General features: G+C 65.4%; 24 protein-coding genes. 18 read left to right on the forward strand and 6 right to left on the reverse strand.

Annotated elements, in window-relative coordinates:
• Positions 1-44: 44 nt before the first annotated feature.
• Positions 45-1301 carry a tyrosine--tRNA ligase gene (gene tyrS / locus LPW26_RS02715; RefSeq protein WP_238732725.1) on the reverse strand — a complete coding sequence of 419 codons (1257 nt, stop codon included), beginning with the start codon at positions 1299-1301 and terminating at the stop codon, positions 45-47.
• Positions 1302-1458: 157 nt separating this feature from the next.
• Between tyrS and LPW26_RS02720 the strand changes: the two genes are divergently transcribed.
• The gene (locus LPW26_RS02720; protein ID WP_238732726.1) at positions 1459-2562 is read left to right on the forward strand and encodes an anhydro-N-acetylmuramic acid kinase; all 1104 of its coding nucleotides are present in this window, start codon (positions 1459-1461) and stop codon (positions 2560-2562) included.
• Positions 2563-2577: 15 nt separating this feature from the next.
• Here the strand turns inward: LPW26_RS02720 and LPW26_RS02725 are convergent, their stop codons facing one another.
• The gene (locus LPW26_RS02725) at positions 2578-3225 is read right to left on the reverse strand and encodes an alpha/beta hydrolase (protein ID WP_238732728.1); all 648 of its coding nucleotides are present in this window, start codon (positions 3223-3225) and stop codon (positions 2578-2580) included.
• A 234-nt stretch (positions 3226-3459) separates the two neighbouring features.
• Here LPW26_RS02725 and LPW26_RS02730 point away from each other — a divergent pair, with 234 nt between their 5' ends.
• The 12 genes from LPW26_RS02730 (at position 3460) to LPW26_RS02785 (ending at position 15458) form a co-directional block, all read left to right on the forward strand.
• The gene (locus tag LPW26_RS02730) at positions 3460-4635 is read left to right on the forward strand and encodes a cysteine desulfurase family protein (protein WP_238732730.1); all 1176 of its coding nucleotides are present in this window, start codon (positions 3460-3462) and stop codon (positions 4633-4635) included.
• A gap of 82 nt (positions 4636-4717) precedes the next feature.
• On the forward strand, positions 4718-6214 hold the full coding sequence (gene sufB / locus LPW26_RS02735) for a Fe-S cluster assembly protein SufB (RefSeq protein WP_238732732.1): 1497 nt from the start codon (positions 4718-4720) through the stop codon (positions 6212-6214).
• 5 nt (positions 6215-6219) lie between these two features.
• The gene (locus tag LPW26_RS02740) at positions 6220-6456 is read left to right on the forward strand and encodes a hypothetical protein (protein WP_238732734.1); all 237 of its coding nucleotides are present in this window, start codon (positions 6220-6222) and stop codon (positions 6454-6456) included.
• A 34-nt stretch (positions 6457-6490) separates the two neighbouring features.
• Positions 6491-7249, forward strand: a complete 759-nt coding sequence (gene sufC / locus LPW26_RS02745) for a Fe-S cluster assembly ATPase SufC (protein ID WP_238732735.1) — start codon at positions 6491-6493, stop codon at positions 7247-7249.
• Positions 7250-7265: 16 nt separating this feature from the next.
• Positions 7266-8579, forward strand: a complete 1314-nt coding sequence (sufD, locus tag LPW26_RS02750; protein ID WP_238732737.1) for a Fe-S cluster assembly protein SufD — start codon at positions 7266-7268, stop codon at positions 8577-8579.
• 178 nt (positions 8580-8757) lie between these two features.
• Entirely contained in the window at positions 8758-10002 is a 1245-nt protein-coding gene (locus LPW26_RS02755) for a cysteine desulfurase (RefSeq protein WP_238732739.1), read from the forward strand.
• A complete protein-coding gene (locus LPW26_RS02760; RefSeq protein WP_238732741.1) occupies positions 9999-10367 on the forward strand; it encodes an SUF system Fe-S cluster assembly protein in 369 nt (122 codons plus the stop codon). The genes LPW26_RS02755 and LPW26_RS02760 overlap by 4 nt, the downstream gene beginning before the upstream one ends.
• 165 nt (positions 10368-10532) lie before the next feature.
• On the forward strand, positions 10533-10931 hold the full coding sequence (gene sufA / locus LPW26_RS02765; RefSeq protein WP_238732743.1) for a Fe-S cluster assembly scaffold SufA: 399 nt from the start codon (positions 10533-10535) through the stop codon (positions 10929-10931).
• 258 nt (positions 10932-11189) lie between these two features.
• Positions 11190-13151 (forward strand): CTQ-dependent glycine oxidase GoxA, encoded by a 1962-nt coding sequence (gene goxA / locus LPW26_RS02770; protein ID WP_238732745.1) that lies wholly within the window; start codon positions 11190-11192, stop codon positions 13149-13151.
• A 6-nt stretch (positions 13152-13157) separates the two neighbouring features.
• Positions 13158-14261, forward strand: coding sequence for an NAD(P)/FAD-dependent oxidoreductase (locus tag LPW26_RS02775; protein ID WP_238732747.1), 1104 nt, complete (start codon positions 13158-13160; stop codon positions 14259-14261).
• Positions 14258-14731, forward strand: coding sequence for a RidA family protein (locus LPW26_RS02780; protein ID WP_238732748.1), 474 nt, complete (start codon positions 14258-14260; stop codon positions 14729-14731). Before LPW26_RS02775 ends, LPW26_RS02780 begins: the two co-directional genes overlap by 4 nt.
• Before the next feature lie 274 nt (positions 14732-15005).
• Positions 15006-15458: a TfoX/Sxy family protein gene (locus LPW26_RS02785; protein WP_238732749.1), complete on the forward strand. Its 453-nt coding sequence runs from the start codon at positions 15006-15008 to the stop codon at positions 15456-15458.
• Between the two features lie 35 nt (positions 15459-15493).
• On the opposite strand, the gene LPW26_RS02790 is transcribed toward LPW26_RS02785, so the two are convergent.
• Both LPW26_RS02790 and LPW26_RS02795 read right to left on the reverse strand, forming a co-directional pair.
• Entirely contained in the window at positions 15494-16561 is a 1068-nt protein-coding gene (locus LPW26_RS02790) for a GGDEF domain-containing protein (RefSeq protein ID WP_238732750.1), read from the reverse strand.
• Between the two features lie 97 nt (positions 16562-16658).
• On the reverse strand, positions 16659-18143 hold the full coding sequence (locus LPW26_RS02795) for a DEAD/DEAH box helicase (protein WP_238732751.1): 1485 nt from the start codon (positions 18141-18143) through the stop codon (positions 16659-16661).
• Positions 18144-18540: 397 nt separating this feature from the next.
• Here LPW26_RS02795 and LPW26_RS02800 point away from each other — a divergent pair, with 397 nt between their 5' ends.
• Positions 18541-20043: a caspase family protein gene (locus LPW26_RS02800; protein WP_238732752.1), complete on the forward strand. Its 1503-nt coding sequence runs from the start codon at positions 18541-18543 to the stop codon at positions 20041-20043.
• A gap of 53 nt (positions 20044-20096) precedes the next feature.
• On the opposite strand, the gene LPW26_RS02805 is transcribed toward LPW26_RS02800, so the two are convergent.
• Positions 20097-21017, reverse strand: coding sequence for a LysR substrate-binding domain-containing protein (locus LPW26_RS02805; RefSeq protein ID WP_238732753.1), 921 nt, complete (start codon positions 21015-21017; stop codon positions 20097-20099).
• 182 nt (positions 21018-21199) lie between these two features.
• Between LPW26_RS02805 and LPW26_RS02810 the strand changes: the two genes are divergently transcribed.
• The 4 genes from LPW26_RS02810 to LPW26_RS02825 are packed head-to-tail and all read left to right on the forward strand — an operon-like array spanning position 21200 to position 25188.
• A complete protein-coding gene (locus LPW26_RS02810) occupies positions 21200-22168 on the forward strand; it encodes a hypothetical protein (RefSeq protein WP_238732754.1) in 969 nt (322 codons plus the stop codon).
• A gap of 9 nt (positions 22169-22177) precedes the next feature.
• On the forward strand, positions 22178-23173 hold the full coding sequence (locus tag LPW26_RS02815; RefSeq protein WP_238732755.1) for a 1-aminocyclopropane-1-carboxylate deaminase/D-cysteine desulfhydrase: 996 nt from the start codon (positions 22178-22180) through the stop codon (positions 23171-23173).
• Positions 23170-24162 carry a DMT family transporter gene (locus LPW26_RS02820; protein ID WP_238732756.1) on the forward strand — a complete coding sequence of 331 codons (993 nt, stop codon included), beginning with the start codon at positions 23170-23172 and terminating at the stop codon, positions 24160-24162. Before LPW26_RS02815 ends, LPW26_RS02820 begins: the two co-directional genes overlap by 4 nt.
• 33 nt (positions 24163-24195) lie before the next feature.
• A complete protein-coding gene (locus LPW26_RS02825) occupies positions 24196-25188 on the forward strand; it encodes a PLP-dependent cysteine synthase family protein (RefSeq protein WP_238732757.1) in 993 nt (330 codons plus the stop codon).
• An 84-nt stretch (positions 25189-25272) separates the two neighbouring features.
• Here the strand turns inward: LPW26_RS02825 and LPW26_RS02830 are convergent, their stop codons facing one another.
• Positions 25273-26106 (reverse strand): helix-turn-helix transcriptional regulator, encoded by an 834-nt coding sequence (locus LPW26_RS02830; protein WP_238732758.1) that lies wholly within the window; start codon positions 26104-26106, stop codon positions 25273-25275.
• Between the last annotated feature and the right edge of the window lie 53 nt (positions 26107-26159).

The following is a 26159-nucleotide window of genomic DNA, read 5'->3' on the forward strand; positions in this document are numbered from 1 at the left end:
AGCGCGCTTCCGCGGGAAAAGAACAGCGCCTGCGGCGAATGGGGCTATGCAGGCTTCAGCAGCACGTGCTTTTTCTTGCCCATCGACAGCTTGATTACACCGTCGCCGGTGAGATCGGCCGCCGTCAGCGCCATCTTCTCGTCGGTGACCGCGACGTCGTTTACCCTGAGGCCGCCGGCCTTGATCTGGCGACGCGCTTCGCCGTTGGACGCGACGAGCCCGGCCTTCTCGGCGAACGCTGCCAGCACGCCCAGGCCGGCGTCGAGTTCGGCGCGGGAGATCTCGACGCTCGGCAAGTCTTGCGCGGTGCCGCCTTGCTCGAAGGTGGTGCGGGCGGTCGCTTCCGCTTTCTCTGCGGTCTCGCGGCCGTGCATCAGCGCGGTCGCCTCCGTGGCCAGCACCTTCTTGGCGTCGTTGATCTCGGCGCCCTGCAGCTTCGACAGCCGCTCGATTTCGTCCATCGGCAGCAGCGTGAACAGCTTGAGGAAGCGGCCGACATCGGCGTCCTCGGTGTTGCGCCAGTACTGCCAGTAATCATAGGGCGACAGCATGTCGCCGTTGAGCCAGACGGCGCCGGCGGCGGTCTTGCCCATCTTGGCGCCGGACGCGGTCGTCAGCAGCGGGCAGGTCAGGGCGTGGAGCTGATGCGTGCCCATGCGGCGGCCGAGATCGACGCCGGTGACGATGTTGCCCCACTGATCGGAGCCGCCCATCTGCAGATTGCACTTATAGCGCCGCGCCAGCTCGACGAAGTCGTAGGACTGCAGGATCATGTAGTTGAATTCGATGAAGGACAGCTCCTGCTCGCGCTCGAGCCGCATCCGCACCGAATCCATCGTCAGCATGCGGTTGATCGAGAAGTGGCGGCCGATGTCGCGCAGCATCTCGATGTAGTTCAGCTTGGTCAGCCATTCGGCGTTGTCGGCCATCAGCGCGTCGCTGGCGCCATCGCCGAACTTGATGAACTTGGAGAACGTGCCCTTGATCGAGTCTTTGTTGGCGTCGATCTGCTCGTAGGTGAGGATCTTGCGGGTCTCGTCGCGGCCGGACGGATCGCCGACCCGCGTGGTGCCGCCGCCCATCAGCGCGATCGGCTTGTTTCCGGTCGCCTGCAGCCAGTGCAGCATCATGATCGACAGCAGATGACCGACATGCAACGACGCTGCGGTGCAGTCGTAACCCACATAGGCCACCACTTCGCGCTTCGCGGCGAGCGCGTCCAGCGACTCCGGGTCCGAAATCTGATGAATGAAGCCCCGCTGCTGGAGCACATTCATAAAATCTGACTTAAAGGCGGCCATCTGTATCGATCTCTGATCACTGATCCTTCACGTTGGCGCAGATCGCGACAAACGTGGCGCAGGAAGGTTTTTCAGGCGGGTTACACGTGTGGCATTATAAGAACTGGGTGTTTGACACAAGTTGGACGTTCCGCAGCGCTCGGAAAGGCGCAAGGCCATGATGCTGACGGCGATCGGACTGATGAGTGGGACCTCGCTCGACGGCGTCGACGTCGCGCTGATCAAGACCGACGGCCGGCGGGTCGCCGAACTCGGGCCCGCTGGCTATCGCCGCTACACCGACGCCGAACGCGCATTGCTGCGTCAGGCGCTGGGAGAGGCGACGCAGCTCGATCGCCGCGATGCAAGGCCCGGCTGTATCGCAGAAGCCGAGCGCGCGGTGACGATCGCCCATGCCGAGGCTGTGGCGGCGTTCACTGCGCAGAACCGCATCGCCACCGAAAAGGTCGATATCGTCGGCTTTCACGGCCAGACCGTACTGCATCGTCCGGCGGCGAAGCTGACCGTGCAGATCGGCGACGCACAGGCGCTGGCGAAGGCGATTCACATCCCGGTGGTGTACGATTTTCGCGCGGCCGACGTCGCGGCCGGCGGGCAGGGCGCGCCATTCGTGCCGGTGTATCACCGCGCGCTGGCGCAGTCGCTCGGGCGCGAGGGGCCGGTGCTGGTGGTCAATATCGGCGGGGTGTCCAACATCACTTACATTGACGGCAACGACACGCTGATTGCCTGCGACACCGGGCCTGGTAATGCGCTGCTGGATGATTTCGTGTTCCGGACAATCGGCAAGGCGTTCGACGGCGAGGGCAAGTTGGCGGCGCAGGGCCGGGCCGATGAAACGTGGTTGGCGCAGGCGCTGCAGCATCCGTTCTTCGCCAAGCCGGCTCCCAAGTCGCTGGACCGCAACGATTTCGCTGCGATGGCGTGGGGCCAATGGTCGGCCGCCGATGGGGCGGCGACGCTGACGGCGTTCACGGCGGGAGCAATCGCAGCCATTGTGCCGCTGCTGCCGAAGCCGCCGCACAGCGTCGTCATCACCGGCGGCGGCGCGCGCAACCTGACAATGATGCGGATGCTACGTGAGCGGCTGGCGCCAGCCCGGGTGGAGAGCGCCGATGCGCTCGGCTGGTCGGCGGATGCGATGGAGGCGCAGGCGTTCGGCTTTCTCGCCGCGCGCGGCCTGAAGGGCCTTCCGCTGAGCTATCCGGCGACGACCGGCGTTGCATTTCCGATGACCGGCGGGCTGTTGGCGCGGCCTTAGCCGCGCCGATCGCCACTAGCGGACGTTGGCGAGCCGCATGTCGAGATAGGACGTCACCGTTTCCATCAACGGCTCCATCTTCTCCTCGAAGAAGTGGTTGGCGCCGGGGATGGTCTGCTGGTCGATGACGATGCCCTTCTGGGTTTTCAGCTTTTCGACCAGGGTGTTGACGTCCTTGGCGGGCGCCACGATGTCTTTTTCACCATGGACGATCAGGCCCGATGACGGGCAGGGCGCCAGGAACGAGAAGTCGTAGCGATTCGGCTCCGGGGCGATCGAGATGAAGCCTTCGACCTCGGGCCGGCGCATCAGGAGCTGCATGCCGATCCAGGCGCCGAACGAGAAGCCGGCGACCCAGCAGGCGCGTGCTTCGGGGTTGATGGTCTGGGCCCAGTCGAGCGCCGACGCCGCATCCGACAATTCGCCGGTGCCGTGGTCGAACGAGCCCTGGCTGCGGCCGACGCCGCGGAAGTTGAAGCGCAGCACCGAGAATCCGCGTGCCACGAAGGCGTAATAGACCTGATAGACGATCGGGTGGTTCATGTTGCCGCGGAACTGCGGGTGCGGGTGTAGCACCATCGCGATCGGGGCGTTCTTCTGCTTGGCGGGGTGATAGCGGCCTTCTAGGCGGCCCGCCGGACCGGTGAAAATGACTTCAGGCATCAGCGATCCTTGGTAGACATGGCGTTCGGACTGGCGCGTCCAGAGCGCACCGGTCTTGCACAGCATCGGCCGCCGGATCCCGTCGGGCGGGGCAGGCAAATGGCCGGATGAACGGGAAGCCGCGTTCTAGCATAGGGCGCAGGGCCAAATGCAAGCATATTGAACACGTACAGGATTTCGGGTGCGGCTGTTGTGACATCCGGTGTGGTAAACGGAACAAAGGAAGCTGACTGCGTGGCGAGCGACCGGGTCTATCTCGACTGGAATGCAACGACACCGCTGCGGGCCGAGGCCAAAGCCGCGATGGTGGCTGCGCTCGAGGTCGCCGGCAACCCGTCGTCGATCCATGCCGAGGGGCGTGCGGCCCGGGCGCTGGTGGAGCAGGCGCGTGCGGCCGTCGGGAGCGCCGTCGGGGCGGCAGCCCGGGATGTCGTGTTTACCTCCAGCGGGACCGAGGCGGACGCATTGGCGCTCACGCCCGGACTCCGGGTCGGTTCTCAAACCGTTGAGCGGCTTCTGGTTTCCGCGATCGAGCACGCCGCGGTGCTGAACGGCGGACGGTTCCCTCCGTCGCAGATTGAGGTTGTTGAGGTGACGCCTGAAGGCGTCGTCGATTTGAGCCACCTGAGCCGGCTACTCGCCGGCCGGCCGCCGGCGCTGGTCTCGTTGATGCTCGCCAACAACGAGACTGGAGCGCTGCAACCCGTTCAGGACGCAGCCGAAATGATCCATGCGGCAGGCGGCGTCCTGCACGTGGATGCGATCCAGGCGCTCGGCAAGATTCCGTTTCGGATCAAGGATTTGGGCGCGGACCTTCTGTCGCTGTCTGCGCACAAGATCGGGGGCCCAAAAGGCGTTGGCGCGCTGGTGTTCGGGGCGGATGTGGCGGGGCTGGAGCCGATGTTGCGTGGCGGTGGACAAGAGCTGGGGCGGCGGGGCGGAACCGAGAATGTCGCTGGAATCGCCGGCTTCGGTGCGGCCGTTTCGGCCGCGATGCCGGCGATGGCCGAGGACATGGCGCGGATCGAAAAACTCCGGGATCGTCTGGAAAAAGGCTTGAGGCAAACCGACGGCAGCGCTGGCGGCGTGGTGGTGGCTGAATCCGTGGCGCGGCTGCCGAACACGACGCTGTTCGCGGTGCCGGGACTGCGCGCCGAAACCGCTGTGATCGGCTTCGACCTCGCCGGCGTGGCAGTGTCGTCCGGCTCCGCGTGCTCGTCTGGCAAGGTCCAACCGTCGCATGTGCTGCAGGCGATGGGGTTCGGTCCGGAACTTGCACAATCGGCAATACGGATCAGCCTTGGCTGGTCGAGTAGCGAATCCGACATCGACAGGTGCCTAAGAGCTTGGAAAAAGCTCGCCGGCGACCTACTTAGGAGGGATCATGAAACAGTGCCAGAACGGTTCTAAGAGGGTTTCATCCCGCGTCGGATCGTGTAAGCATGTTCCAGCAGATCCACCGCGGTCCTTGAAACCGCGAGCGGAGGTTTAAATGGCTGCCGTCCAAGAGACCGTCGATCGGGTTCGCCAGATCGACGTTGATCAATATCGTTATGGGTTCGAGACGCTGATCGAATCCGACAAGGCTCCCAAGGGGCTGTCGGAAGACATCGTCCGATTCATCTCATCGAAGAAGAATGAACCGGATTGGATGCTGCAGTGGAGGCTCGAAGCCTATCGCCGCTGGCTGACCATGACCGAGCCGACCTGGGCGCGGGTGGACTATCCGAAGATCGACTTCCAGGATCTGTACTACTATTCGGCGCCGAAGCCGAAGAAGACGATCGGATCGCTCGACGAGATCGATCCGCAGATCCTCGAGACCTACAAGAAGCTCGGCATTCCGCTGCGCGAGGTCGCGATGCTGGAAGGCGTCGAGCCCGCGCCGGGCGGACCGGATACGCCGAGCCGCAAGATCGCGGTCGATGCGGTGTTCGATTCGGTGTCGGTGGCGACGACGTTCCAGGCTGAGCTGAAGAAGGCCGGCGTGATCTTCATGCCGATCTCGGAAGCGATCCGCGAACATCCCGACCTGGTGAAGAAATATCTCGGCACCGTGGTGCCGACCTCCGACAACTACTACGCCACGCTGAATTCCGCGGTGTTCTCCGACGGCTCGTTCGTTTACGTGCCGCCGGGCGTACGCTGCCCGATGGAGTTGTCGACCTATTTCCGCATCAACGAGCGCAACACCGGCCAGTTCGAGCGCACGCTGATCATCGCCGACAAGGGCTCCTACGTCAGCTATCTCGAAGGCTGCACGGCGCCGCAGCGCGACGAGAACCAGCTGCACGCCGCGGTCGTCGAGCTGGTCACGCACGACGACGCCGAGATCAAGTACTCGACGGTGCAGAACTGGTACCCGGGCAACTCGGAAGGCAAGGGCGGCATCTACAACTTCGTCACCAAGCGTGGCGACTGCCGCGGCGCCAATTCCAAGATCTCCTGGACCCAGGTCGAGACCGGTTCGGCGATCACCTGGAAGTATCCGAGCTGCATTTTGCGCGGTGATAATTCGCGTGGTGAGTTCTATTCGATCGCGATTTCGAACGGCTATCAGCAGGTCGATAGCGGCACCAAGATGATCCATCTCGGCAACAACACGACGAGCCGGATCATCTCCAAGGGCATCGCTGCCGGCCGATCGCAGAACACCTATCGGGGGCTCGTCACCGCGCACCGCAAGGCCAAGGGCGCCCGCAACTTCACCGCCTGCGATTCGCTGCTGATCGGCGACCAGTGCGGCGCACACACCGTGCCCTACATCGAGGCCAAGAATTCCTCGGCACTGTTCGAGCACGAAGCGACGACGTCGAAGATCTCCGAGGACGTGCTGTTCTATTGCATCCAGCGCGGCCTCAGCCAGGAGGAGGCGGTCGGCCTCGTCGTCAACGGCTTCGTCAAGGACGTACTCCAGCAACTGCCGATGGAGTTCGCGGTGGAAGCGCAGAAGCTGATTTCGATCTCGCTGGAAGGCAGCGTCGGATAATTGGAATGAACGAGTTTTGGTTCACCCCAAAACTGACCGGCTACGGCGCGACTCCATCGACCTGGGAGGGATACACCCTGGTCGCTGTGTTTCTCGCCGTAGTGATGGTCTGCTCGTTCATCGCCATCCGGCGGCAGCACACCTACACCTCGATCTTCTCGCCTCCGATGAGGGTCGTGGCCGTATCGACGATCGTATTCGTGGTCGTCTGCGCATGGAAAACGAATGGGTCGTGGGGCTGAAAAGCCAACGCTTTCGAAGATTAGGAACTGACAAATGTCCGCACTGCTCGAAGTCAAGAATCTCCAGGTCAGCGTCGCGGATCGCGAGATCCTGCATGGGCTGACGCTCTCGGTGAATGCCGGCGAAGTGCATGCGATCATGGGGCCGAACGGCTCGGGCAAGTCGACGCTGTCGCATGTGATTGCCGGCAAGCCGGGCTACGAAGTCACCGGCGGCGAGATCCTGTTCAAGGGCGAGGATCTGCTCGCGATGGCGCCGGACGAGCGCGCCGCCAAGGGCGTCTTCCTGGCTTTCCAGTATCCGGTCGAGATCCCCGGCGTCGCCACCATGACGTTCCTGCGCACCGCGCTGAACGCCCAGCGCAAGGCGCGCGGCGAGGAAGAATTCTCGACGCCCGATTTTCTCAAGCGCGTGCGCGAGGTCGCGTCCTCGCTCGGCATTCCGCAGGAGATGCTGAAGCGCGGCGTCAATGTCGGGTTCTCGGGCGGCGAGAAGAAGCGCAACGAAGTGCTGCAGATGGCGCTGTTCCAGCCGAGCCTGTGCATCCTCGACGAAATGGACTCCGGCCTCGACATCGACGCGCTGCGGGTCGCCTCCGAAGGCGTCAACGCGCTGCGCACGCCGGATCGCGCCATGGTGGTGATCACCCACTATCAGCGCTTGCTCGACTACATCGTGCCCGACCACGTCCACGTGATGTCGCGCGGCAAGGTGGTGAAGAGCGGCGGCAAGGAGCTGGCGCTCGAACTCGAGGCCAACGGCTACGCGCAGTATCAGGAAGCGGCGGCCTGACGCCGAGGATCGCATCATGAATATCGCATTAGCGAAGACCGAGAAGGCAGACGTCGCGGGGGCGAACTTCGCGAGCGTGTTGGCGGCCCAGCCGGATTCCGGCAAGGTCGGCGATGCCCGGCGACGCGCCTTCGATCAGTTCCAGCTCATCGGCCTGCCGCATCGACGGATCGAGGACTGGAAGTACACCGACCTGCGCGCGCTGATGCGCGAGGTGCTGCCGATCGCGCCGGCGCCGGACGCCGGCACGCTCGCCCGCGCCGAGGCGGCGGTGAATCTGCACGCAATCGACGGCGTTCGCCGGCTGGTGCTGGTCGACGGCACATTGTCGGCCGAACTGTCGGACCTGTCGGGATTGGAGCAGGGTCTGTCGATCCGCAGTCTGCGCGACGCGCTCGCGGCCGGCGACGAACGGCTGCTGTCGCTCGGCACCGCCGATCCGATGGTCGCGCTGAACACCGCATTGATGACGGACGGCGTGGTGATCGAAGTCGCGGACGGCGCCAAGCTGGCACAGCCGCTGCACATCGTGCACGTCGCGGCGAGCGGCGCGACGTCGGCAAGCTTCACCCGTTCGCTGATTCAGATCGGCAACGATGCGGCCGCGACGGTGGTCGAGAGTTACGTCGCGGGCGAGGGCGCCGGCACCTATCAGGTCCACGACGCCGCCGTGATCAGCATCGGTGACGGGGCGCGGCTCGATCATGTTCGTCTGGTCGAGGACGCGCGCGATGCGTTCAACATCGCCGCCGCCGAAGTGCGGGTCGGCACGCGGGCGCATTACGGCGTGGTCGGTATCAACACCGGCTCGCTGGTCAGCCGCTACTCGTCGACCGTGACGATCGCCGGTGAGCACGCCCATGTGGAGACCAACGGCGTCAACCTTCTCAACGGCACGCAGCATGCCGACACCACGCTGGTGATGAACCACGACGTGCCGCATTGCGTCAGCCGCGAAGGATTTCGCGCGGTGGCGGATGACCGCGGTCACTCGGTGTTCCAGGGCCGTATCAACGTGCGCCAGCCGGCGCAGCAGACCGACGCCAAGATGATGACGCGCGCGCTGCTGCTGTCCGACGAAGCCGAGGCCGACAACAAGCCGGAACTCGAGATCTTCGCCGACGACGTCACCTGTGGCCACGGCGCCGCGATCGGCGCGCTCGACGATCAACTGCTGTTCTATCTGCGCGCCCGCGGCTTGCCGGAAAAGGAAGCCGAGGCGCTGCTGATCCAGGCCTTCGTCGGCGAGGCTATCGAAGCGATCGCCGACGACAATCTGCGCGCGCTGGCGATCGCCGCGGCGGAACGCTGGCTGGCGGCGCGGGGGTAACGATGCGCATGAGTTCGTCATTGCGAGCACCCGGATCGGCGCTTCGCGCCGTCCGGGCACAGGCTCCGCGAAGCAATCCGGAAGCACAGTACACCGAGCTGGATTGCTTCGTCGCAAGAGCTCCTCGCAATGACGCAGTGCCTAACTCACTTAAAGACAGTTGAAAGTTAGTACGGTCATGGCGCATCCCGCAGTTAGCAACGGTTCTTACGACGTCGCCAAGGTTCGCGAGGACTTTCCGGCGCTGGCGCTGAAGGTCTATGGCAAGGATCTGGTGTATCTGGACAACGCTGCTTCGGCGCAGAAGCCGCGCGTTGTGCTGGAGCGGATGACCAAGGCGTATGAGAGCGAATACGCCAACGTGCATCGCGGCCTGCACTATCTCGCCAATGCGGCGACCGAGGCTTACGAGGGCGGCCGCAGCCGGGTGCAGGGCTTCCTCAATGCGCGCAAGCCCGAGGAAATCATCTTCACCCGCAACGCTACCGAGGCGATCAACCTTGTCGCCTCGTCCTACGGCGCGCCGAATATCGGCGAGGGCGACGAGATCGTGCTCTCGATCATGGAGCATCATTCCAACATCGTGCCGTGGCACTTCCTGCGCGAGCGCCAGGGCGCCGTGCTGAAATGGGCTCCGGTCGATGACGAAGGCAACTTCCTGATCGACGAGTTCGAGAAGCTGCTGTCGCCGAAGACCAAGCTGGTCGCAATCACGCAGATGTCCAACGCGCTCGGCACCATCGTGCCAGTGAAGGAGGTCGTGAAGATCGCGCACGACCGCGGCATTCCGGTGCTGGTCGACGGCAGCCAGGGCGCGGTGCATCTGACCATCGACGTCCAGGACATCGATTGCGATTTCTACATCATGACCGGCCACAAGCTTTACGGCCCGACCGGCATCGGCGTGCTGTACGGCAAGTACGACGTGCTGTCGAAGATGCGCCCCTTCAACGGCGGCGGGGAGATGATCCGCGAAGTGGCGCAGGACTGGGTGACCTATGGCGACCCGCCGCACCGTTTCGAGGCCGGCACGCCGGCGATCGTCGAGGCGGTAGGGCTCGGGGCGGCGATCGACTACGTCAATTCGATCGGCAAGGAGCGCATCGCCGCGCACGAACACGATCTTTTGACGTATGCGGAACAGCGCCTGCGCGAAATCAATTCACTGCGCATCATCGGCACCGCCAAGGGCAAGGGGCCGGTGATTTCCTTCGAAATGAAGGGTGCGCACCCGCACGACATCGCTACCGTGATCGACCGACAGGGCATTGCGGTGCGGGCGGGAACTCACTGCGTCATGCCGTTGCTGGAGCGGTTCCAGGTCACGGCGACGTGCCGAGCGTCGTTCGGCATGTATAATACGCGCGACGAAGTCGACCAACTCGCACAGGCGCTGATCAAGGCGCGGGATCTGTTCGCATGACCGATACGATCGAGGCCAAAGCCAATATGCAGACCGTCTCGGCGCTGCCGCCCGAGGAGACCGAGCGGCTCGGCACCGAAATCGTGGCGGCACTCAAAACGGTGTTCGACCCGGAGATCCCGGCGGACATCTACGAGCTTGGCCTGATCTACAAGGTCGAGATCAAGGACGACCGCACCGTCGATCTCGACATGACGCTGACGACGCCGAACTGTCCGGCCGCGGCTGAGCTGCCGACGATGGTGGAGAACGCCGTGGCGTCGGTGCCCGGCGTCGGCGTGGTCAACGTCACCATCGTTTGGGAGCCGCCGTGGACGCCCGAGCGCATGAGCGACGAAGCGCGTCTCGTGCTGAACATGTGGTGAGGGCGAAAACAAACCGCGCGTTCGTCATTGCGAGCGAAGCGAAGCGATCCAGAAGCGTCGTGCACTGAGCTGGATTGCTTCGTCGCTTCGCTCCTCGCAATGACGGGGATAGGTCACTATCTGAAACCAACCGGGCGGCCTTGAACCGCCTCGAGGATGGAAACGATGACGGAAACGACACCGGTGACGACCAAGCCCGCCCGTCGGCCGCGCCCGCAGGTGATGCGGCTGACCGACGCGGCGGCGACGCGCGTCAAGGAGCTGATGGGCCGCGCCGACAGCGAGATCCTCGGCTTGCGCGTCGGCATCAAGAACGGCGGCTGCGCCGGGCAGTCCTACACGGTGGACTACGCGCACGATATCAAGTCCACCGACGAAGTGATCGAAGACAAGGGCGTGAAGATCCTGATCGACCCGAAGGCCGTACTGTTCCTGCTCGGCACCGAGATGGACTACAAGGCCGACCGCATGCAGGCGCAGTTCGTGTTCAACAACCCGAACCAGATCTCGGCCTGCGGCTGCGGCGAGTCGGTCGAGCTGAAGCCGGCCGAAATCGACGGCTAAAGTCGACTTTCCAGATCGCCGAGTCTGCTCGCAGATTGCGTCATGGCCGGGCTTGTTGTCCCGGCCATCCACGCCTTTGACGGGTTTCCCTCAGCAAGACGTGGATGCCCGGCACAGGGCCGGGCGTGACGGACGCCTCACTTGAACAAGTCAGTCCTCATTTTGTGAACCTGAAGCTCAATCGCCGCATATGCCATTAATTTGGAATTAAGAGCCGGTCGCGAATAACTCCTGCGAAACATTCGCAGGGGAGATCGCATGAAACGACGTGACTTTCTGCTCGGAGCTGCAGCGCTGGGCCTTGGGGGGCCGATCCTCGCCAAGGCGGCGGTGTCCTCGCTGCATGCCCAGCAGGCCGCGCCGCAGGGCGCCAAGATCGCCAAGGTGGCGATCTTTCCGGCCATCGGCTTCTCCCGCGTCGGCAATGCCGATGACTGGTTTCTCGCTCCCGAAGTGCCTGGCCTGCTCGACGAGCCGGACGGCGGCTTTAAGGATTCGCGGGGCCGCATCAAGAAGCAGGTCCAGCGCTTCCGTCTGTTCGGCTACGACGACCAGGGCCGCGTCGTGCGCGAGATCGATGCCGCGCAGGCCAAGTGGACCGTGCACGCCGCCAACACCAAGGCGACCTGGTATGGCTTCGTCAACGCACTCGATCGCGGCGCCAGCGCGCCCGGCGTGCCGAACCCGCAGCGCAACGCCTTCATCCCGCTCGACAAGCGCGAACAGATGCTGTGCATCAATCCCGGCGTGGTCGCGATTTCGGGCGCCTCCGTCAACGGCGCGGGCGGCGACGACGCCTATAAACTCAAGGGCCGGTTCTGGCAGACGCTCGACGTCTCGCTCGGCCATCTGCGCACCGACGACAAGGGGCGGCTGCTGGTGTTCGCCGCCGACGGCGTGTCGCGCTCGTCGCTGCCGCAAAATCCGGTGCGCGACTTTACGAACAATGACGGCTGGCACGACGATTGGGCCGACGGCTGGGTCAAGGCCAGCGTCACGATCGACGGCCAGACCGTCGACGCCGAGCCGGCGTGGGTGGTGTGCTGCGGGCCGAAATTCGCGCCGCAGCTCGAGCCGATCGTCACGCTGTACGATGCGGCGCGCGAGGCGATGATCGACCTCGGCCAGCTGAAGGCGCCGGCCGACAAGGTCTCGTTCCGCCGCGACGTGTTGCCGATCCTGCGCCGCGCCGGCACCATGCAGTGGGTCGCGGCCGCGTCGTTCCTCGGCGCAGCCTGGCACGACGTCGGCGATCTGTCCGATCCGGCGATCATCGAAACGCTGTCGAAACCCACCGCGGAAACCAAGGCCGCGCGAAAGAAGGTGTTCGACATCTTCCGCCGGCCGGGCGGCGAAGACACCCGGGCTTACGCGGTGCCGATCATGCTCGGCGATGGGGTCAACTACCCGGACAGCGCGCACTCTTGGCTGGCGTTGACGCACTCGCAATATCGCGTGCTGGAGCTGTGGGCCGACGGCAAGTTAGAGGCGGACTACACCAACGCGGCGGCCGATGCGGTGAAGACGCTCGACGATCTGCCGATCGAGCTGCGGCCTGAGGCGATGACGCGCGCTGCGCTCGATGCCTGCTCGGGCGGCGCTTTCCATCCCGGCGTCGAGATCACTTGGCCGATCCGTCACAAGGCGCTGTATCGCGGCCCGAACGAAACCAAGCTGCCGTTCCGTATCGCGCTGTCCAACCGCAAGACGCTCAACCAGGATCTGGGCCTGCAGCTCAACGCGGACAACGTGTTCGCCGGCAACCCGGCGAAGCCGGACCAGGGCGCGCCGATCGGTCCGCAGGCGCCCGGCGATCTGACGCGCTGGATGGGCGTGCCGTGGCAGGGTGATGCGTTCAGCTGCCAGGCCGTGCTCACCGCGAGCGGTTTCCCGACGCCGGTGTGGTGGCCGGCGCTGCTGCCGGTCGATGTGCTGCCCGAGGCGTTCTACAAGCAGATGATGCGCACAGACCTCAGCGAGGAAGAGCGCCTGCGGTTCTACCACACGCGCGTGCCGTGGGCGCGGGGCGCGGCCGGCATCGGCCTGCATGTCGAAGCCGGCTACACCGACGGCCTGCGCCGCATGATCGAGTTGTGGACCCGCATGGGCGTGGTGGTGAAGCGTCCCGGCCCGAAGGGACTGGCGGGGGTGCCGGACCAGGTGTTCGTCGAGGTGCAGCGTGGCTCGATGGATATCGTCGAGCCGATCCCGTCGCGCTAACCGCTGATGGATCGTATCGCCGTGATCGGTGGCGGGGTGGCGGGACTATCCGCCGCCCGCCGGTTGATGCTGGCCGGACACCAGCCGATCCTGATCAGTCCCGATCCCGCCGTGCCTAACCGCGGAGAGACGCTGTCGCCGAAGGCGCTGACGCTGCTGGAAGCGCTGCAATGGGGACATCTGCTCGACGCCGACAGCGCGCTGCCGGGCGAGGGGCGGTTCTCGGTCTGGGGTGACGCGACGCTGCGCAAGGCGCCCGATCAGGAGGGCCTCGGCTATCATCTCGACCGCGTTCAATTCGAGCGGCTGATGCGAACCGCGCTGCTCGCTGACAACATCGAGCGGATCAGCAGCACGGTCACCGCGATGGAGCATCTGCCTGACGGCGTCGGCCTGACGCTTGCCGACCGAGCCGTGATCACGGCCGCGGCCGTCATCGATTGCACCGGGCGGGCGGCGCTGTCGTCCGGAGCCGCGGCCGAGCGGCGGCGGCTCGATCGACTGATCGCAGCGTGGCGCGTTCTCGACCTGCCGGACGACGCCGACACCGCGGCGGCGACCCTGGTCGAAGCGGTCGAGCTCGGCTGGTGGTACATGTCCCCGCTGCCCGGCCGTCGCATGATGCTCGGACTGTTCACCGACACCGATCTGCTACCCACCGGCGTTGCGCAGGACGGCCCGCGCTGGGTCGGTCTCGCATCCGGGACCCACGCGATCGCGCCGCGGCTGCAGAGCCTCGGTCTCGATTCCGTTGCGGCGGATGCGGCGCCGGCGATCGCGCCGGCGGCGTCGGTTGCCGTCAGGCGCCTGATCGAAGGCCGCATCGTGCGCGCTGGCGACGCCGCCGCTGCGCTCGATCCGGTCGGCGCAAACGGCCTCGCCACAGCGCTGTGGAGCGGCCTGCACGCCGCCGCTGCGGCGCTGGCCCTGGCCAAAGGGGAGGCGGATGCCGGCATGGCCTACGAGCGCGATTACTTGCAGGGCGTCACCCATCAGCTTGCGACCCAGCAGGCGATGTATGCGTCCGAACCCCGCTTCGCCAAGGCGCCGTTCTGGCGCCGGCGCCAGATCGAGCCATCTGCATCCGACCAACAGGAGAAAACCGCATGAACCGTCCGCTCCACGCGCTGCTACTCGCCGCCGTCTTCGCCACAGCAATGCCGGTCGCCGCCTCGGCTGAAAGCGCCGTGAAGATCATCGCGCCGACCGACAAGACCATCACGCCGAGCGGCACCTGGAGCATCGGCGCGCGCGCCGGTGACTTCGTGTTCATCGGCGGCATGCGCGGCACCGATCGCGTCACCGGCAAGATGGTCGACGGCGACGAAGCGCGCGTGCGCCGGATGTTCGACAACATGCTGGCCGCCGCCGAAGCCGCCGGCGCCACCAAGGCCGACGCGGTGCGGCTCACCGTGTTCGTCACCGACGTCGCTAAATATCGCCCGCTGGTCAACAAGGTGCAGAAGGATATCTGGGGCGATGGCCCATACCCGCCGCGCACCGTGCTGCAGGTCCCGGCGCTCGACCAGGGCGACATCGCCGAGATCGACGGCACCTTCTACGCGCCGGTGAAGAAGTAGTTCGGACAATTGGCGTCGTAACCGGGATCCCAACGGCGTCGTCACCCGCGCAGGCGGGTGATCCAGTAGGCAGAGGTCCGCTTGTCGCGATGACGCTCTGCCTACACGCGTGCGCTCTGTTAAACGGGGGCGCCCGCCTTCGCGGCAGATGACGATGTTGAGTGGGGGCAACGACGGGCTCCCGAGTGCGCACCGACGCAAGTAGCGGGACGTTGCGTCCGGCTTCCGGCTTGCTATGCTGACCGTCTCGCGAGCAGGGCAGGGCCTGGCGCCGATGGATCGTGATTACCTCACCGATTTGTTCGAGCCGTTCGGGCCGGTGACGATCCGGCGGATGTTTTCCGGGTTCGGGATATCGGCCGACGGCATCACCTTCGCGCTGGTGATCCAGGGCGCGCTGTATCTGCGTGCCGATGCGGCGACGATACCCAGGTTCGAGGCCGAAGGCTCGCAGCCGTTCTCCTACACGACCCGCCTGCGGACGGTCACGGTCGCGTCGTATTGGCGGCTGCCGGACCGGCTGCTTGACGATGCAGACGAGTTGGCGGAATGGTCGCGGGCGTCGCTCGCCGCGGCCGAGCGCGCGGCGCTGAAGAAAGCGCGCAAGCCACGCAAGCCCGCAGCCGTCGCCAAGACGAAGGCCGGCACGACGAAGGCAAAAGGTGCGAAGAAAGCCGTTAAACTAGCGCCGGCGAAAAAGCCGGCTCGGTTGCCGCGCAAAGGATGAGTACCACGCGGTCAGCCGGCGAGGCGCTTGCGCGACTACGCCACCTTGGCGGGTTCGACTTTGCGGAATTCGGGGTCGGTTTCGCAGATGACGCGGTTGCGGCCGTTGCGCTTGGCTGAGTACAGGCAGGCGTCGGCGCGCTCGATCAGGGAGTCGGCGTCGTCGTCGGGCTTCAGCGTCGAGACGCCCGCCGACAGCGTCACGCGGCCGAGGATCTCTCCGGTCGACTTCTTCTTCAGCTCTTTCGACATCACTACGCGGCGGATGTCGTCGGCGACCATCAGCGCCTGGCGCAGCGGCGTGTCCGGCAATACCACGGCGAATTCTTCGCCGCCATAGCGGGCCGGAATGTCCTGGTGCTTGATGGTCTGCTTCAGCGTCATGCCGACCAGCCGCAGCACCTGATCGCCGGTGAGATGGCCGTAGTTGTCGTTGAACGATTTGAAGTGATCGATGTCGATCATCACCAGCGACAGCGGACGGCGGCTGCCCGACGCGTTGCGGACGGCATCGTTGACGACGCGGTCGAAATGCTTGCGATTGCCGAGGCCGGTCAGCGGGTCCGTGACGCTTTCGGCGCGGATCGCTTCCAGGCTGGCTTGCAGATTGCTGATTTCGTTGCGTGAACTCGAGAGCCGGTCTTCGAGCGCGTCGTTGGCCTGCTGCATCTCGCGGGTCGCCGAGACCAGGCGCTCGACGATCGTCTTGATCTGCTCGTGATCGGTGGCCAGCGACAGCTTCTGGCTGGCGCCTTTCAGGTTGTCACCGAAGGTGGCGGTGGTGCCGAGCGTGTCGGCGAGCAGCGACATCATGTCGTCGATCTCGCTCAGCACGCGCGCGCCGATGCGGTCGATCCGGTCGTTGGCGCGGCTGTGCGAGAGATAGCAGTCGTGGAGTTGTTCGAGATCGGCGTCGGTGAGACGGCCGCGGCTGCTGAGGGCTTCGTTGATCGCCTTGTTCAGCTCGACATTGTAGCCGGTGGCGTAGACGTACCAGATCTCGTAATTGCGCGGCAATGCGGGCTGCCGCAGCGCTTTGATCTGGTTCAGCGCGAGCTCGGCAAACGCCATGCTGCGCTCATGTTCGTCCTGCATCGCAGCCACCGCGTCCCCAACGGGCCGAATCCGCCCTTCCCAATGGGTGGAAGGCTAAGGCGTGACGGTGAATGACGCGTAAATATCCGAGGCGATGTCCCGCGGCTCAGCCGCGGGCGCGGACCGGGCGAAGCAGAAACGCCGGGAGATGGGAGTGGTCCCCCGGCTCGGACGAGGTGTCGCGCGGCGGCGGCGCCGAGCCGAACGACGCATGCGCTGCAGCAGCAGCGGGCGCGCTGCGCGGCTCACGGCGCGGCTTACGGGCTTCGCGCGGCTCACGGCGGGCTTCGGCGCGCGGCTCGCGCTGTTCACGCAGCTCGACGGGCTCGCGCTGTTCACGGGGCTCGCGCGCCTCTCGCGGTGCGCGATCCTCGCCCCGGGCTTCGCGGGGCTCGCGATGGCGCGATCCGGACGAGCGGCGGGACGAACGCGCGGGGCGCTCTTGTTCTTCCTCGACGTCGCCGGCCGGGCCGGCCTCCGCACGCGGAATTTCTTTACCGATCAGCTTCTCGATCGCGGCGATCGATTTCTGGTCGGAGGGGGCGACGATCGAGATCGCGGTGCCGAGACGGCCGGCGCGGCCGGTGCGGCCGACGCGATGGACGTAGTCGTCCGGATGATGCGGGACGTCGAAATTGAAGACGTGGCTGACTTCCGGAATGTCGAGGCCACGGGCCGCGACGTCGGAGGCGACCAGGATCGGCAATTCACCCTTGCGGAACTGATCCAGCGCCGCGGTGCGGGCGCTCTGATCCATATCGCCATGCAGCGCGCCGACGCTGAAGCCGTGCTTCTGCAGCGACTTCGCCAGCAGCGCGACTTCGCGCTTGCGGTTGCAGAAGATGATCGCGTTCTGGAGGTCAGTGGCCTCGCGGATCAGGCGGCGCAGCGTCTCGCGCTTCTCGTGCGGCTCGCGCCCGCAGGGGACCTGCGACTGCGTCACCGTGACGGCGGTGGACGCCGGCTTGGAGACTTCGATCTTCTCGGGATTGTGCAGGAAGGTCTCGGTGACGCGGCGGATTTCCGGCGGCATCGTCGCGGTGAAGAACAGCGTCTGCCGGGTGAAGGGGACCAGCTTGCAGACCCGCTCGATGTCCGGGATGAAGCCCATGTCCAGCATACGGTCGGCTTCGTCGATGATCAGCATCTCGACGCCGGTGAGCAGCAGGCCGCCGCGTTCGGTGTGGTCGAGCAGGCGGCCCGGGGTAGCGATCAACACGTCGACGCCGCGGCCGAGTTTGAGATCCTGATCGCCGAACGAGACGCCGCCGATCAGCAAAGCGACGTTGAGCTTCTGGCCGGCGCCGTATTTGTCGAACTGCTCTTTGACCTGGGCGGCGAGTTCGCGGGTCGGCTCGAGGATCAGGGTGCGGGGCATTCGGGCCCGGGCGCGGCCCTTTTCGAGCATCGTCAGCATCGGCAGCACGAAGGCGGCGGTCTTGCCGGTGCCGGTCTGAGCGATGCCGAGGACGTCCTTGCGGGCGAGGACGTGGGGGATCGCCTGTTCTTGAATGGGGGTGGGGGTCGTGTAACCGCTAGCCGCGACGGCAGCGAGGACCTTGTCTGAAAGGCCGAGATTGGAAAAGGACATTGAGCCTCTGTTGTCGGCGTGATCGGATCCGAACGAGTATTGAACCGGTTCGAAGATCACGCCACTTGATGAAACCGCCGCCGGGATTTCTCGTAAATCACTGTCGCGCTCAACCCCGGAGCGGCAAGCAATGTTGCACGGGGATGTCGGTCGCGGACAGGCGGCTCAATCGGGATATCGCTAGTCGATACCGGGCCGCATCACGGCCGGAACATAGGCCGGAATCGGCCAAAGTCAATGCGCCGGACCATGAAACGACTGAAAAGCTTAATATTCTTGCAGTTTTAGTGGCTTCAAGCGGTCTGCAAGGCCGGATCGAACGGGTTGAACCGACATCGGTTTTTAACCGACTATGGCGCAGGCGGCGAGGGGCGCCGGGTTGAGTGGGGATCTGGGAATGCGATCGCTGACGCTGCGGGGGATATCGGCGATCGCTTTCGTCGCGACGGTGCTGATCTGTTGCGCACCTGCGCAGGCGGCAAAGCGCGTCGCGCTGGTGATCGGCAACGACGACTACCGCAACGTCCCGAAGCTGCAGAAGGCGGTGAACGACGCCCGCACCATGGGCGACACGCTGCGTGCGCTCGGCTTCCAGGTGATGATCGCCGAGAACCAGAGCCGCGCCGCTTTCAGCCAGAGCCTGCTGGCGTTCGACAGCATCATCGAGCCCGGCGACACCGCGTTCTTCTTCTATGCCGGCCACGGCTTCGAGATCGCCGGCCAGAATTTTCTGCTGCCGACCGATGTGCCGGCCGCGACCGAAGGGCAGGAAGAACTGGTCCGCGACGCCTCGATCATGGCGGACCGCATCGTCGACCGGCTGCAGAATCGCGGCGCGCGCACCGCCATCCTGGTACTCGACGCCTGCCGCAACAATCCGTTCGAGCGCCGCGGCGTCCGCGCGCTGTCCGGGCGCGGCGGCCTGGCGCCGATGACGACGCTGCCGGAAGGCGTGTTCTCGATCTTCTCGGCTGGGCCGCGGCAGACCGCGCTTGACCGGCTGTCGGACAGCGACAGCAATCCGAATTCGGTGTTCACCCGCGTGTTCGCCAAGCAGATCCGCGACCCGGGTGACAATCTCGTCCAGGTCGCGCAGCGCACCCGGCGGCAGGTCAGCGAGATGGCCGAGACCGTCGGCCACAAGCAGGTGCCGGTGTATTTCGACCAGATGGTCGACGACGTGTTTCTCAATGGGCCGCCGAAGCCGGCTGGCAGCGCCGCGCCAGCGCCGAGCCAGGCGCCCGACAAGGTCGCGGCGCTGCCACCGGTGGCGCCGCTGAAGCCGCCGAGCTCGGAAAGCCTGAACGCGCCGATCGCCAGCTTCTCGCGCCACAATGGCGGCTGGACCGTGGTGTTCTCGATTGCGGATCCGACGCTCGGGATTTCGTGGCGGATGGCCGGCGAGGGCGACTTCCGCGAGACCGGCTTCATGGATTCGCTCGATCCGCGCACCCGCAAGCGGCTGCCGAACCCGTCGATCCAGCTGCCGGCCGATGCGCCTGCCTCGACCATCGAAGTCCGCTACGTCGATGCGCAGGGAGAACTGCAGGGGCCGTTTCCAATCCGGTTCGAGCCCGAGGCAGCGCTGCTTCGCGATCAGCGCAAGATCCTGGATATGACCGCGACGAGTTGGCTGTCGTTCCGCGACTACAACGGCCTTTTGGTCTACTACACGCATCTGATGTCATATCGCTGCGCCATCCGCGAAGCGCGGATCGGCGTCGACAGCGCGGTGCCCGACAAGGTGCTGAAGATGCCGGCCTGCGACATGCGCGATCCGGTCGCGATCCCGAGCAGCGCCACACCGTATTTCAAGCTGCCGTCGAACGTGAAGTCGGTCTCGGTCGAGCTGACTTACCGCGACGGCAGCGTGTCGGAGATCAAGACGTTCCGGCGGTGAGGGGACGGCAGGCGTGGAGGCGCGAAGCGCCGTCGCTGCAAATCTGCAACGGCCTACAGCGACGGGCGGGGCATCGTCGGGCCGACCATGCCGCGGTTTCGGTCGGTCCAGATCAGCCGCGAAGCGTTGACTCCCACAGCCGGCAGCGCTGCCGCGAGGTAATCGCCGAGCGCGGAGATGGCGTCGCCACGCGCGGCGCCGCGGCACATCACGATCTCGGTGTCCGGTAGTTCGGGTAGCTGCTCGGCCGCGCCGAGCACGGCGAAGTCCGACAGCACCGCGCTCTGTCCCAGCACACTGACACCGACGCCGGCCGCGACCGCAGCCTGGACGCCACCCAGGCTGGTACTGGTGTACACGATCTCCCATTCGCGCGGGCCGGCGCGCATGCGCCGCAACACTTCGTTGCGATACACGCAGCCCGCCGGGAACATCACCAACGGCACCGGCCCTTCGGCAAACGCGCCATGCGGTGCGGCGACCCAGCGCAGCGGTTCACGCCACAGCGTCTCACCGGCGCTGGAGCTGTCCTGACGCCGCACCACCACGATGTCGAGTTCGCCGTTGTCCAGTTCGCGCTGCAGATCGGCCGTCAAAGCGCTCCGCACCATCAGCCGCGCTCCCGGATAGGCGTCCTTGAAACGGCGCAGCGCAGTGGGCAGCATTTCGGTGGCGAAGTCTTCGAGGATACCGAGCCGCACCGTGCCCACCGCCGTCGGGCGGTGCAGCTTGAGCATCGCCTCGTTATTCAGCTCGATCATCGCCTCGGCATAGACGCGCAGCACTTCGCCGCGTTCGGTCAGCGTCGCCTTGCGTCCGGCACGCTCGAACAGCGGATGACCGACGGCCTGTTCGAGACGCTGGATGTGCAGGCTGATGGTGGATTGAGTTTTGTGCAATGCGCGCGACGCGCAGGTAAATCCGCCGTGGTCGAGCACGGCCAGGAAGCTCTTCAGCAAGACGAGATCGAGCATGGCGGTGACCCATCGACATTCTCGATGAATTTCGATCGGTTAATATCATTTGTCAACATCAGCACGCTTAGTTAGCGTCGCTGCACGCTTTCAATTCATCGCTCAAGTTTGCAGTTGCGACCGGGTCTTTCGGCATTGCATGCCGCCGGCGCGTGGCCAGTCGTGTTCATTGGAGAGTCAAAATGATTGCCGCGGTACGATCTCTCAAATCGCTGTACGACATTCACGGCATCACGTCCGGTGTCTTGCCGGACGCTGTTACCATCGTCCAGGACATGTCGGGCCTCGAAGACGATCCGCGCAACGACTGGCTGCATGTCGCATTGTCGGAGTTTCGTCACTTCCGGGCGGAGCGGGGCGAACATATCCGCTCTGCCGGCTTCATCGGCAGCGCCAATGGCATCGACGTGATCGCGGCGCTGCGGCTGTTCTCGATCGAGCGGCTGACCGTGACCGATATCGTCCCGGCGTTGCTGCCGGACATCGAGCGAAACATCCGCGCAAATACCGCGGGCAGCCGAATGCCCGATGTGATCCGGTTCGCCGCAGGGCGCGACTGCGAGCCGCTCGAGGAGCCGTGCGACCTGATCTACGCCAACCTGCCGCTGGTGATGGTCGACACCGATCAGCTCGGCAGCGAACTCGCGACCACGACGCTGACCGACGCCCGCGCTTATGCGCATCTTCAGACGGGCCCCGACGACCTGCTGGCGCGCTGGTCGCTGCTGCCTCAACTCGGCTTACTGCTGTCGGCAAAGGCCCGGCTCGCCCCCGGCGGCGCGATCATCACCTTGATCGGAGGCCGGATCAGCGATGCGGCGATCGAGCACTGTTTCGAGCGGGCGGGAATGCACCATGAGCGCGGCACGGTCGCGATCATGCGTCAGAGCGACGAACAGTATCTGGCGCAATACGCCGACCACGAGCAGCGCCTGAACGGCGATACCTTCGCGTTCTACGACGAGGCCGAGGCCGCCCGCATCCTGGGCGCCGCGGGGCACGACTATCCTTCGATCTTGACCTTCTCGCCGGAAGTGGCGCGAACACTGCTCGAACCGGCTTTGCTATCGGCCGGCGAGGCCTGGGAGCATGTTCAGCAGGGACATCACGTCGCGCATCTCGCCTACGGATTTCAGGCCGTCGTCCGGTAGGAGCCAGCGATGATGCAGAGCAGCGCTGCCGGCGCCGCCGTGCGGCCCTTGCCGGTCGAGCGGTCGCCGCTGGAGTACAACGCGGCGGTGTCGCGGATCGTCGGCGCCGAAGTGTGGGTCAAGCGCGAGGATCTGCAGGACGGTGTCGGCTCCGGTGTCAAGCGCCGCGCCATTGCTGCGATCCTCGACGGCCACGCGGCGCCTGATCGCGATCCGATCGTCATCGACGGCGTGCCGCAGTCCAATTGTCTGATGTCGATGGCGCACTACTGCCGGATCGCCGGCGCACCGCTCTACGTGATCCTGCGCGGCCGCGGTCCGCGCCAACCCGTGGGCAACTACGCGCGGTTGCTGGCGTCGGGCGCGCACGTCATCGAATTGCCGGACGCCAGGCATTTCGAAGCGATCCGCGACGCGCTGGTCGCCGATCTGATCCGCTCCGGCCGGCGGCCGCTGGTCGTGCCGGCCGGCGCCGTGTCGGCAACCGCGGGGCCGATGGGACTCGGCGTCGAATTGGCCGCGCAGGAGGCCGAACTCGCGACCCGGTTCGACGTCGTCGTGCTGCCCGTCGGCACCGGCGGGACCATCATCGGTCTTGCGCTGAGCCGTCGATTTCATCGCTCGCGATGGCGTCTGGTCGGCATTCGGATCGACGATTATTCGGCCGACACCTATCGTGACAACTTCCGCCGCGCCGCGACGTCGCTCGGCTTCGCGCCAAGCAAGGCAGAAACACCTCTTAGCGGAGATCCGGACGAAGCGTTTGCTCTGTATGACGGTGCGCTCGGCGGCGGTTACGGGGTGACCATCGCGGCGGACTTCGAACACAGCGAACGTCTGTTCGGCACCACCGGCCTGTATTTCGGCCCGACCTACATGCTGAAGGCGCTGCGCGGCCTCACCGACATGGTTGCGGCCGGCAGGATCGCTTCGTCGAGCCGCGTGCTGCTGGTGCACACCGGCGGCGCCAACGAACGCAGCCTGCATCGCAGGTCGATCCGATGACCGACGCCCCTCGATCGGACCTCAAACCTTGGCAGCCGCAGGATCTGAAAGCGTTGCCGGTTCCTGTGCTGGGGCTGCTCGCCGGGGTGGGCTTCGCGCTGATCTGGAGCGGATCGTTCATTGCGACCAAGATCGCGTTGCCGCTGGCGCCGCCGCTTTGGCTTTCGGCCGGTCGCCTGACCGCGGCGGCGCTGCTGCTGCTGCCGTTCGTCGGCCGGCGGGCGTTCGCGCAGTATCGCGCCGCCTCGGCCGCGCAGCGCGTCCGGCTGCTCGCGGCCGCCGGGCTGAGCCAGAGCTATTACCTCGGCGCCGTGTTCTACGCGCTTCACGCGCTGCCAGCGGCTCTGGTCTCGGTGGTCGGCTCCAGTCTTCCGTTGATCTCGATCCCGATCGCCGTCGTGTTGCTCGGGGAGCGTGCCTCGATGCGCGAAGCGCTGGCCACCGCGGGCGCGGTGATCAGTCTTGGCATCGTCATCCTCGGGCGCGACAACGGCGTGCAAATCGATTCCGTCGTCATTTCTCCGCCGATCGCGCTGATGCTCTCGGGCGTCGTGGCGCTGGCCGTGGGCAATACGTTGCTCAAGCCGTTGATCGGAGCGGACGGTCCTCTCCCGTTGCTGGCCTTCCAGCTGATCGTCGGCAGCATCGTGTCCGTGATCGCCGCGGCGTTGCTCGAAGGCTGGCCGCAATTTAGCTGGAGCGGCGCGATGCTGCTCGCTTTTCTATATCTGGTGGTGATCGGCTCGATCGCTGGGACTTGGCTATGGGTCCTCATCCTGCGCCAGTTCTCGGCGATCGGCGCGAGCGGCTTCTTCCTGCTGACGCCGGTGTTCGGCGTCGCGCTGGGATTTCTGATCCTGTCGGAACGGTTGACGTTCGTACAACTGGTCGGGACCGCGCTGCTCTGCCTCATGATCGCCACTCGTGCCGTACCCGGACGCCGCGAAGGCAGGCCGACCCGCGACGCAGCAGGCATCGACCCGGTCTGACCGAAACAATTTCAACACGAAAGGATCGCGACGATGCCCAAGAGATTGGAAGATGCGATCGGCGGGACGCCGCTCGTCGAACTCACCAAGCTCGATGTCCCGGATGGCATCCGGATCTTCGCCAAGCTGGAGTTTCTCAACCCCGGGGGCAGCATCAAGGACCGGATGGTTCGTTTCATCATCGAGGATGCCGAGCGCACCGGGCAATTGCGGCCCGGCGCCACCATCGTCGAGAATACGTCGGGCAACACCGGCGCCGCGATCGCGATGCTGGCGGCGGCGCGCGGCTATCGGGCGATCCTGACGATGCCCGACAAGGTGAGCAAGGAAAAGCAGGATTTCCTGGTCGCGCTTGGCGCGGAGATCGTGGTGTGTCCAACCGCCGCGGCGGCGGGCTCGCCGGAGCACTATGTCGAGCGTGCGCGCCGGCTGCGCGCCGGCCTGCCTAACGCTTTCATGCTCAATCAGTACGATAATCCGATGAATGCGGAGGCGCATTTCAGGACCACCGGGCCGGAGATCTGGTCGGCGCTCGGCGACAGCATCACGGCGTTCGTCGCGGCCGGCAGCACCGGTGGCACCATCTCGGGAGTCGGCCGTTTTCTGCGATCGCGCAAGCCCGACACCGAGATCGTCCTCCTTGATCCGGTGGGCTCGATCTACTTCAAGTATTTCCACCACGGCGTCGTCGATCACGACGAGATCGCGACCTACCATGTCGAGGGAGTGGGCGAAGACCACCTCGCGAAGTGCATGGACTTTTCGGTGGTCACCGATGTGATCCGCTTCGATGACCGCGCCGCTTTCGCGATGTGTCATGAACTGGCCGCCAAAGAGGGGCTGTTGTGCGGAGGTAGTTCCGGCGCCAATGTCTGGGGCGCGTTGCAGGTGGCGCGGCGGCTGGCGCCGCCCGCGACTATCGTGACGGTGCTGCCCGACAGCGGCGTGAAATACGTGTCGAAAATCTACAACGACGCCTGGCTGAGCGCCCACGGGCTCGCAGAGCGCGGGCGCTGGGCTGCCTGACACGGCTACACAGGAGGGCGGCTAGGCTTCGGACGGCGCTCACTTGAGAATTGCGTCGCCTCGAGCAGTCGATGAAGTCCGGATCTAGTCGGCCTTCGCTTCGATCAGTTCACGCATGCGCTCGGCAACCTGAGGCGAGGCGGGATTGTAGACGATCATGCCGAGGTCGGGGCGGCCTTCCACCGCGAAGGATGAAAACTCCAGGTCGAGACGACCCGCTTCGGGATGTTTGATGCACTTGACGCCTTCGCCGTGCGCGACGACCTCGTTGTCCTGCCACAGCGCTGCGAATTCGGAGCTGAGCCGGCACAACTCATCCACCAGCCGGGAGACTTCTTTGGTCGCCCCGGCACCGGCGCGGGCAACGTCGGCCCGGAATGCGCCGACCACGAAACGCGCGACGCTGCTCCAATCCTCCTGTCGGGCCCGTTTGCGCGCATTGCCGAACAGCAGGCGCAGGATGTTGCGTTGCTCGCGCGGCAGCTTGCTGTAGTCCGTCAGCAGCGCAGCGGCGGCCTTGTTCCATCCGACCACGTCCCATGTCGCGGTCTTGATGATGGCCGGACTAAGCGGCATCGCGTCGAGCACGCGCTGCAGCCGCGGCGTGATGCCTTCGGTCGGCGTATAGCGCACCTCGGGCGGGCGGCCGAGGCCGAGCATGAACAGATGCTCGCGCTCCGGCTCGGTCAGCATCAACCCCTTGGCGATCCGATCGAGCACCGCGGCTGACGGCGCGCCGCCGCGGCCCTGTTCGAGCCAGGTGTACCAGGTGGCGCTGATATTAGAGCGCTGCGCGACTTCCTCCCGCCGCAGTCCCGGCGTGCGACGCCTGCCGGCGGCAAACCCGAAGGCCGCGGGATCGAGCCGGGTCCGGCGACTGCGCAGATAGGAGCCGAGGGCGTTCTGATCACTAGTCATGAGCGAACCTGTTGAGAGTTATACCAGGATAACCTCACAACTTTAACACGACG

Source organism: Rhodopseudomonas infernalis, from assembly GCF_022271405.1.
Lineage (GTDB): Bacteria > Pseudomonadota > Alphaproteobacteria > Rhizobiales > Xanthobacteraceae > Rhodopseudomonas > Rhodopseudomonas infernalis.

Bases quoted from the DNA above. Each gene is read 5' to 3' on its own strand.
- LPW26_RS02825 (WP_238732757.1), top strand. From the start codon at position 24,196: ATGCCCAAGAGATTGGAAGATGCGATCGGCGGGACGCCGCTCGTCGAA.
- LPW26_RS02810 (WP_238732754.1), top strand. From the start codon at position 21,200: ATGATTGCCGCGGTACGATCTCTCAAATCGCTGTACGACATTCACGGC.
- LPW26_RS02725 (WP_238732728.1), bottom strand. From the start codon at position 3,225: ATGCCTGAAGTCATTTTCACCGGTCCGGCGGGCCGCCTAGAAGGCCGC.
- sufA (WP_238732743.1), top strand. From the start codon at position 10,533: ATGACGGAAACGACACCGGTGACGACCAAGCCCGCCCGTCGGCCGCGC.
- tyrS (WP_238732725.1), bottom strand. From the start codon at position 1,301: ATGGCCGCCTTTAAGTCAGATTTTATGAATGTGCTCCAGCAGCGGGGC.
- LPW26_RS02830 (WP_238732758.1), bottom strand. From the start codon at position 26,106: ATGACTAGTGATCAGAACGCCCTCGGCTCCTATCTGCGCAGTCGCCGG.
- LPW26_RS02820 (WP_238732756.1), top strand. From the start codon at position 23,170: ATGACCGACGCCCCTCGATCGGACCTCAAACCTTGGCAGCCGCAGGAT.
- goxA (WP_238732745.1), top strand. From the start codon at position 11,190: ATGAAACGACGTGACTTTCTGCTCGGAGCTGCAGCGCTGGGCCTTGGG.
- LPW26_RS02740 (WP_238732734.1), top strand. From the start codon at position 6,220: ATGAACGAGTTTTGGTTCACCCCAAAACTGACCGGCTACGGCGCGACT.
- LPW26_RS02760 (WP_238732741.1), top strand. From the start codon at position 9,999: ATGACCGATACGATCGAGGCCAAAGCCAATATGCAGACCGTCTCGGCG.
- LPW26_RS02800 (WP_238732752.1), top strand. From the start codon at position 18,541: ATGCGATCGCTGACGCTGCGGGGGATATCGGCGATCGCTTTCGTCGCG.
- LPW26_RS02815 (WP_238732755.1), top strand. From the start codon at position 22,178: ATGATGCAGAGCAGCGCTGCCGGCGCCGCCGTGCGGCCCTTGCCGGTC.
- sufD (WP_238732737.1), top strand. From the start codon at position 7,266: ATGAATATCGCATTAGCGAAGACCGAGAAGGCAGACGTCGCGGGGGCG.
- sufC (WP_238732735.1), top strand. From the start codon at position 6,491: ATGTCCGCACTGCTCGAAGTCAAGAATCTCCAGGTCAGCGTCGCGGAT.
- LPW26_RS02780 (WP_238732748.1), top strand. From the start codon at position 14,258: ATGAACCGTCCGCTCCACGCGCTGCTACTCGCCGCCGTCTTCGCCACA.
- LPW26_RS02795 (WP_238732751.1), bottom strand. From the start codon at position 18,143: ATGTCCTTTTCCAATCTCGGCCTTTCAGACAAGGTCCTCGCTGCCGTC.
- LPW26_RS02785 (WP_238732749.1), top strand. From the start codon at position 15,006: ATGGATCGTGATTACCTCACCGATTTGTTCGAGCCGTTCGGGCCGGTG.
- sufB (WP_238732732.1), top strand. From the start codon at position 4,718: ATGGCTGCCGTCCAAGAGACCGTCGATCGGGTTCGCCAGATCGACGTT.
- LPW26_RS02755 (WP_238732739.1), top strand. From the start codon at position 8,758: ATGGCGCATCCCGCAGTTAGCAACGGTTCTTACGACGTCGCCAAGGTT.
- LPW26_RS02720 (WP_238732726.1), top strand. From the start codon at position 1,459: ATGATGCTGACGGCGATCGGACTGATGAGTGGGACCTCGCTCGACGGC.
- LPW26_RS02805 (WP_238732753.1), bottom strand. From the start codon at position 21,017: ATGCTCGATCTCGTCTTGCTGAAGAGCTTCCTGGCCGTGCTCGACCAC.
- LPW26_RS02775 (WP_238732747.1), top strand. From the start codon at position 13,158: ATGGATCGTATCGCCGTGATCGGTGGCGGGGTGGCGGGACTATCCGCC.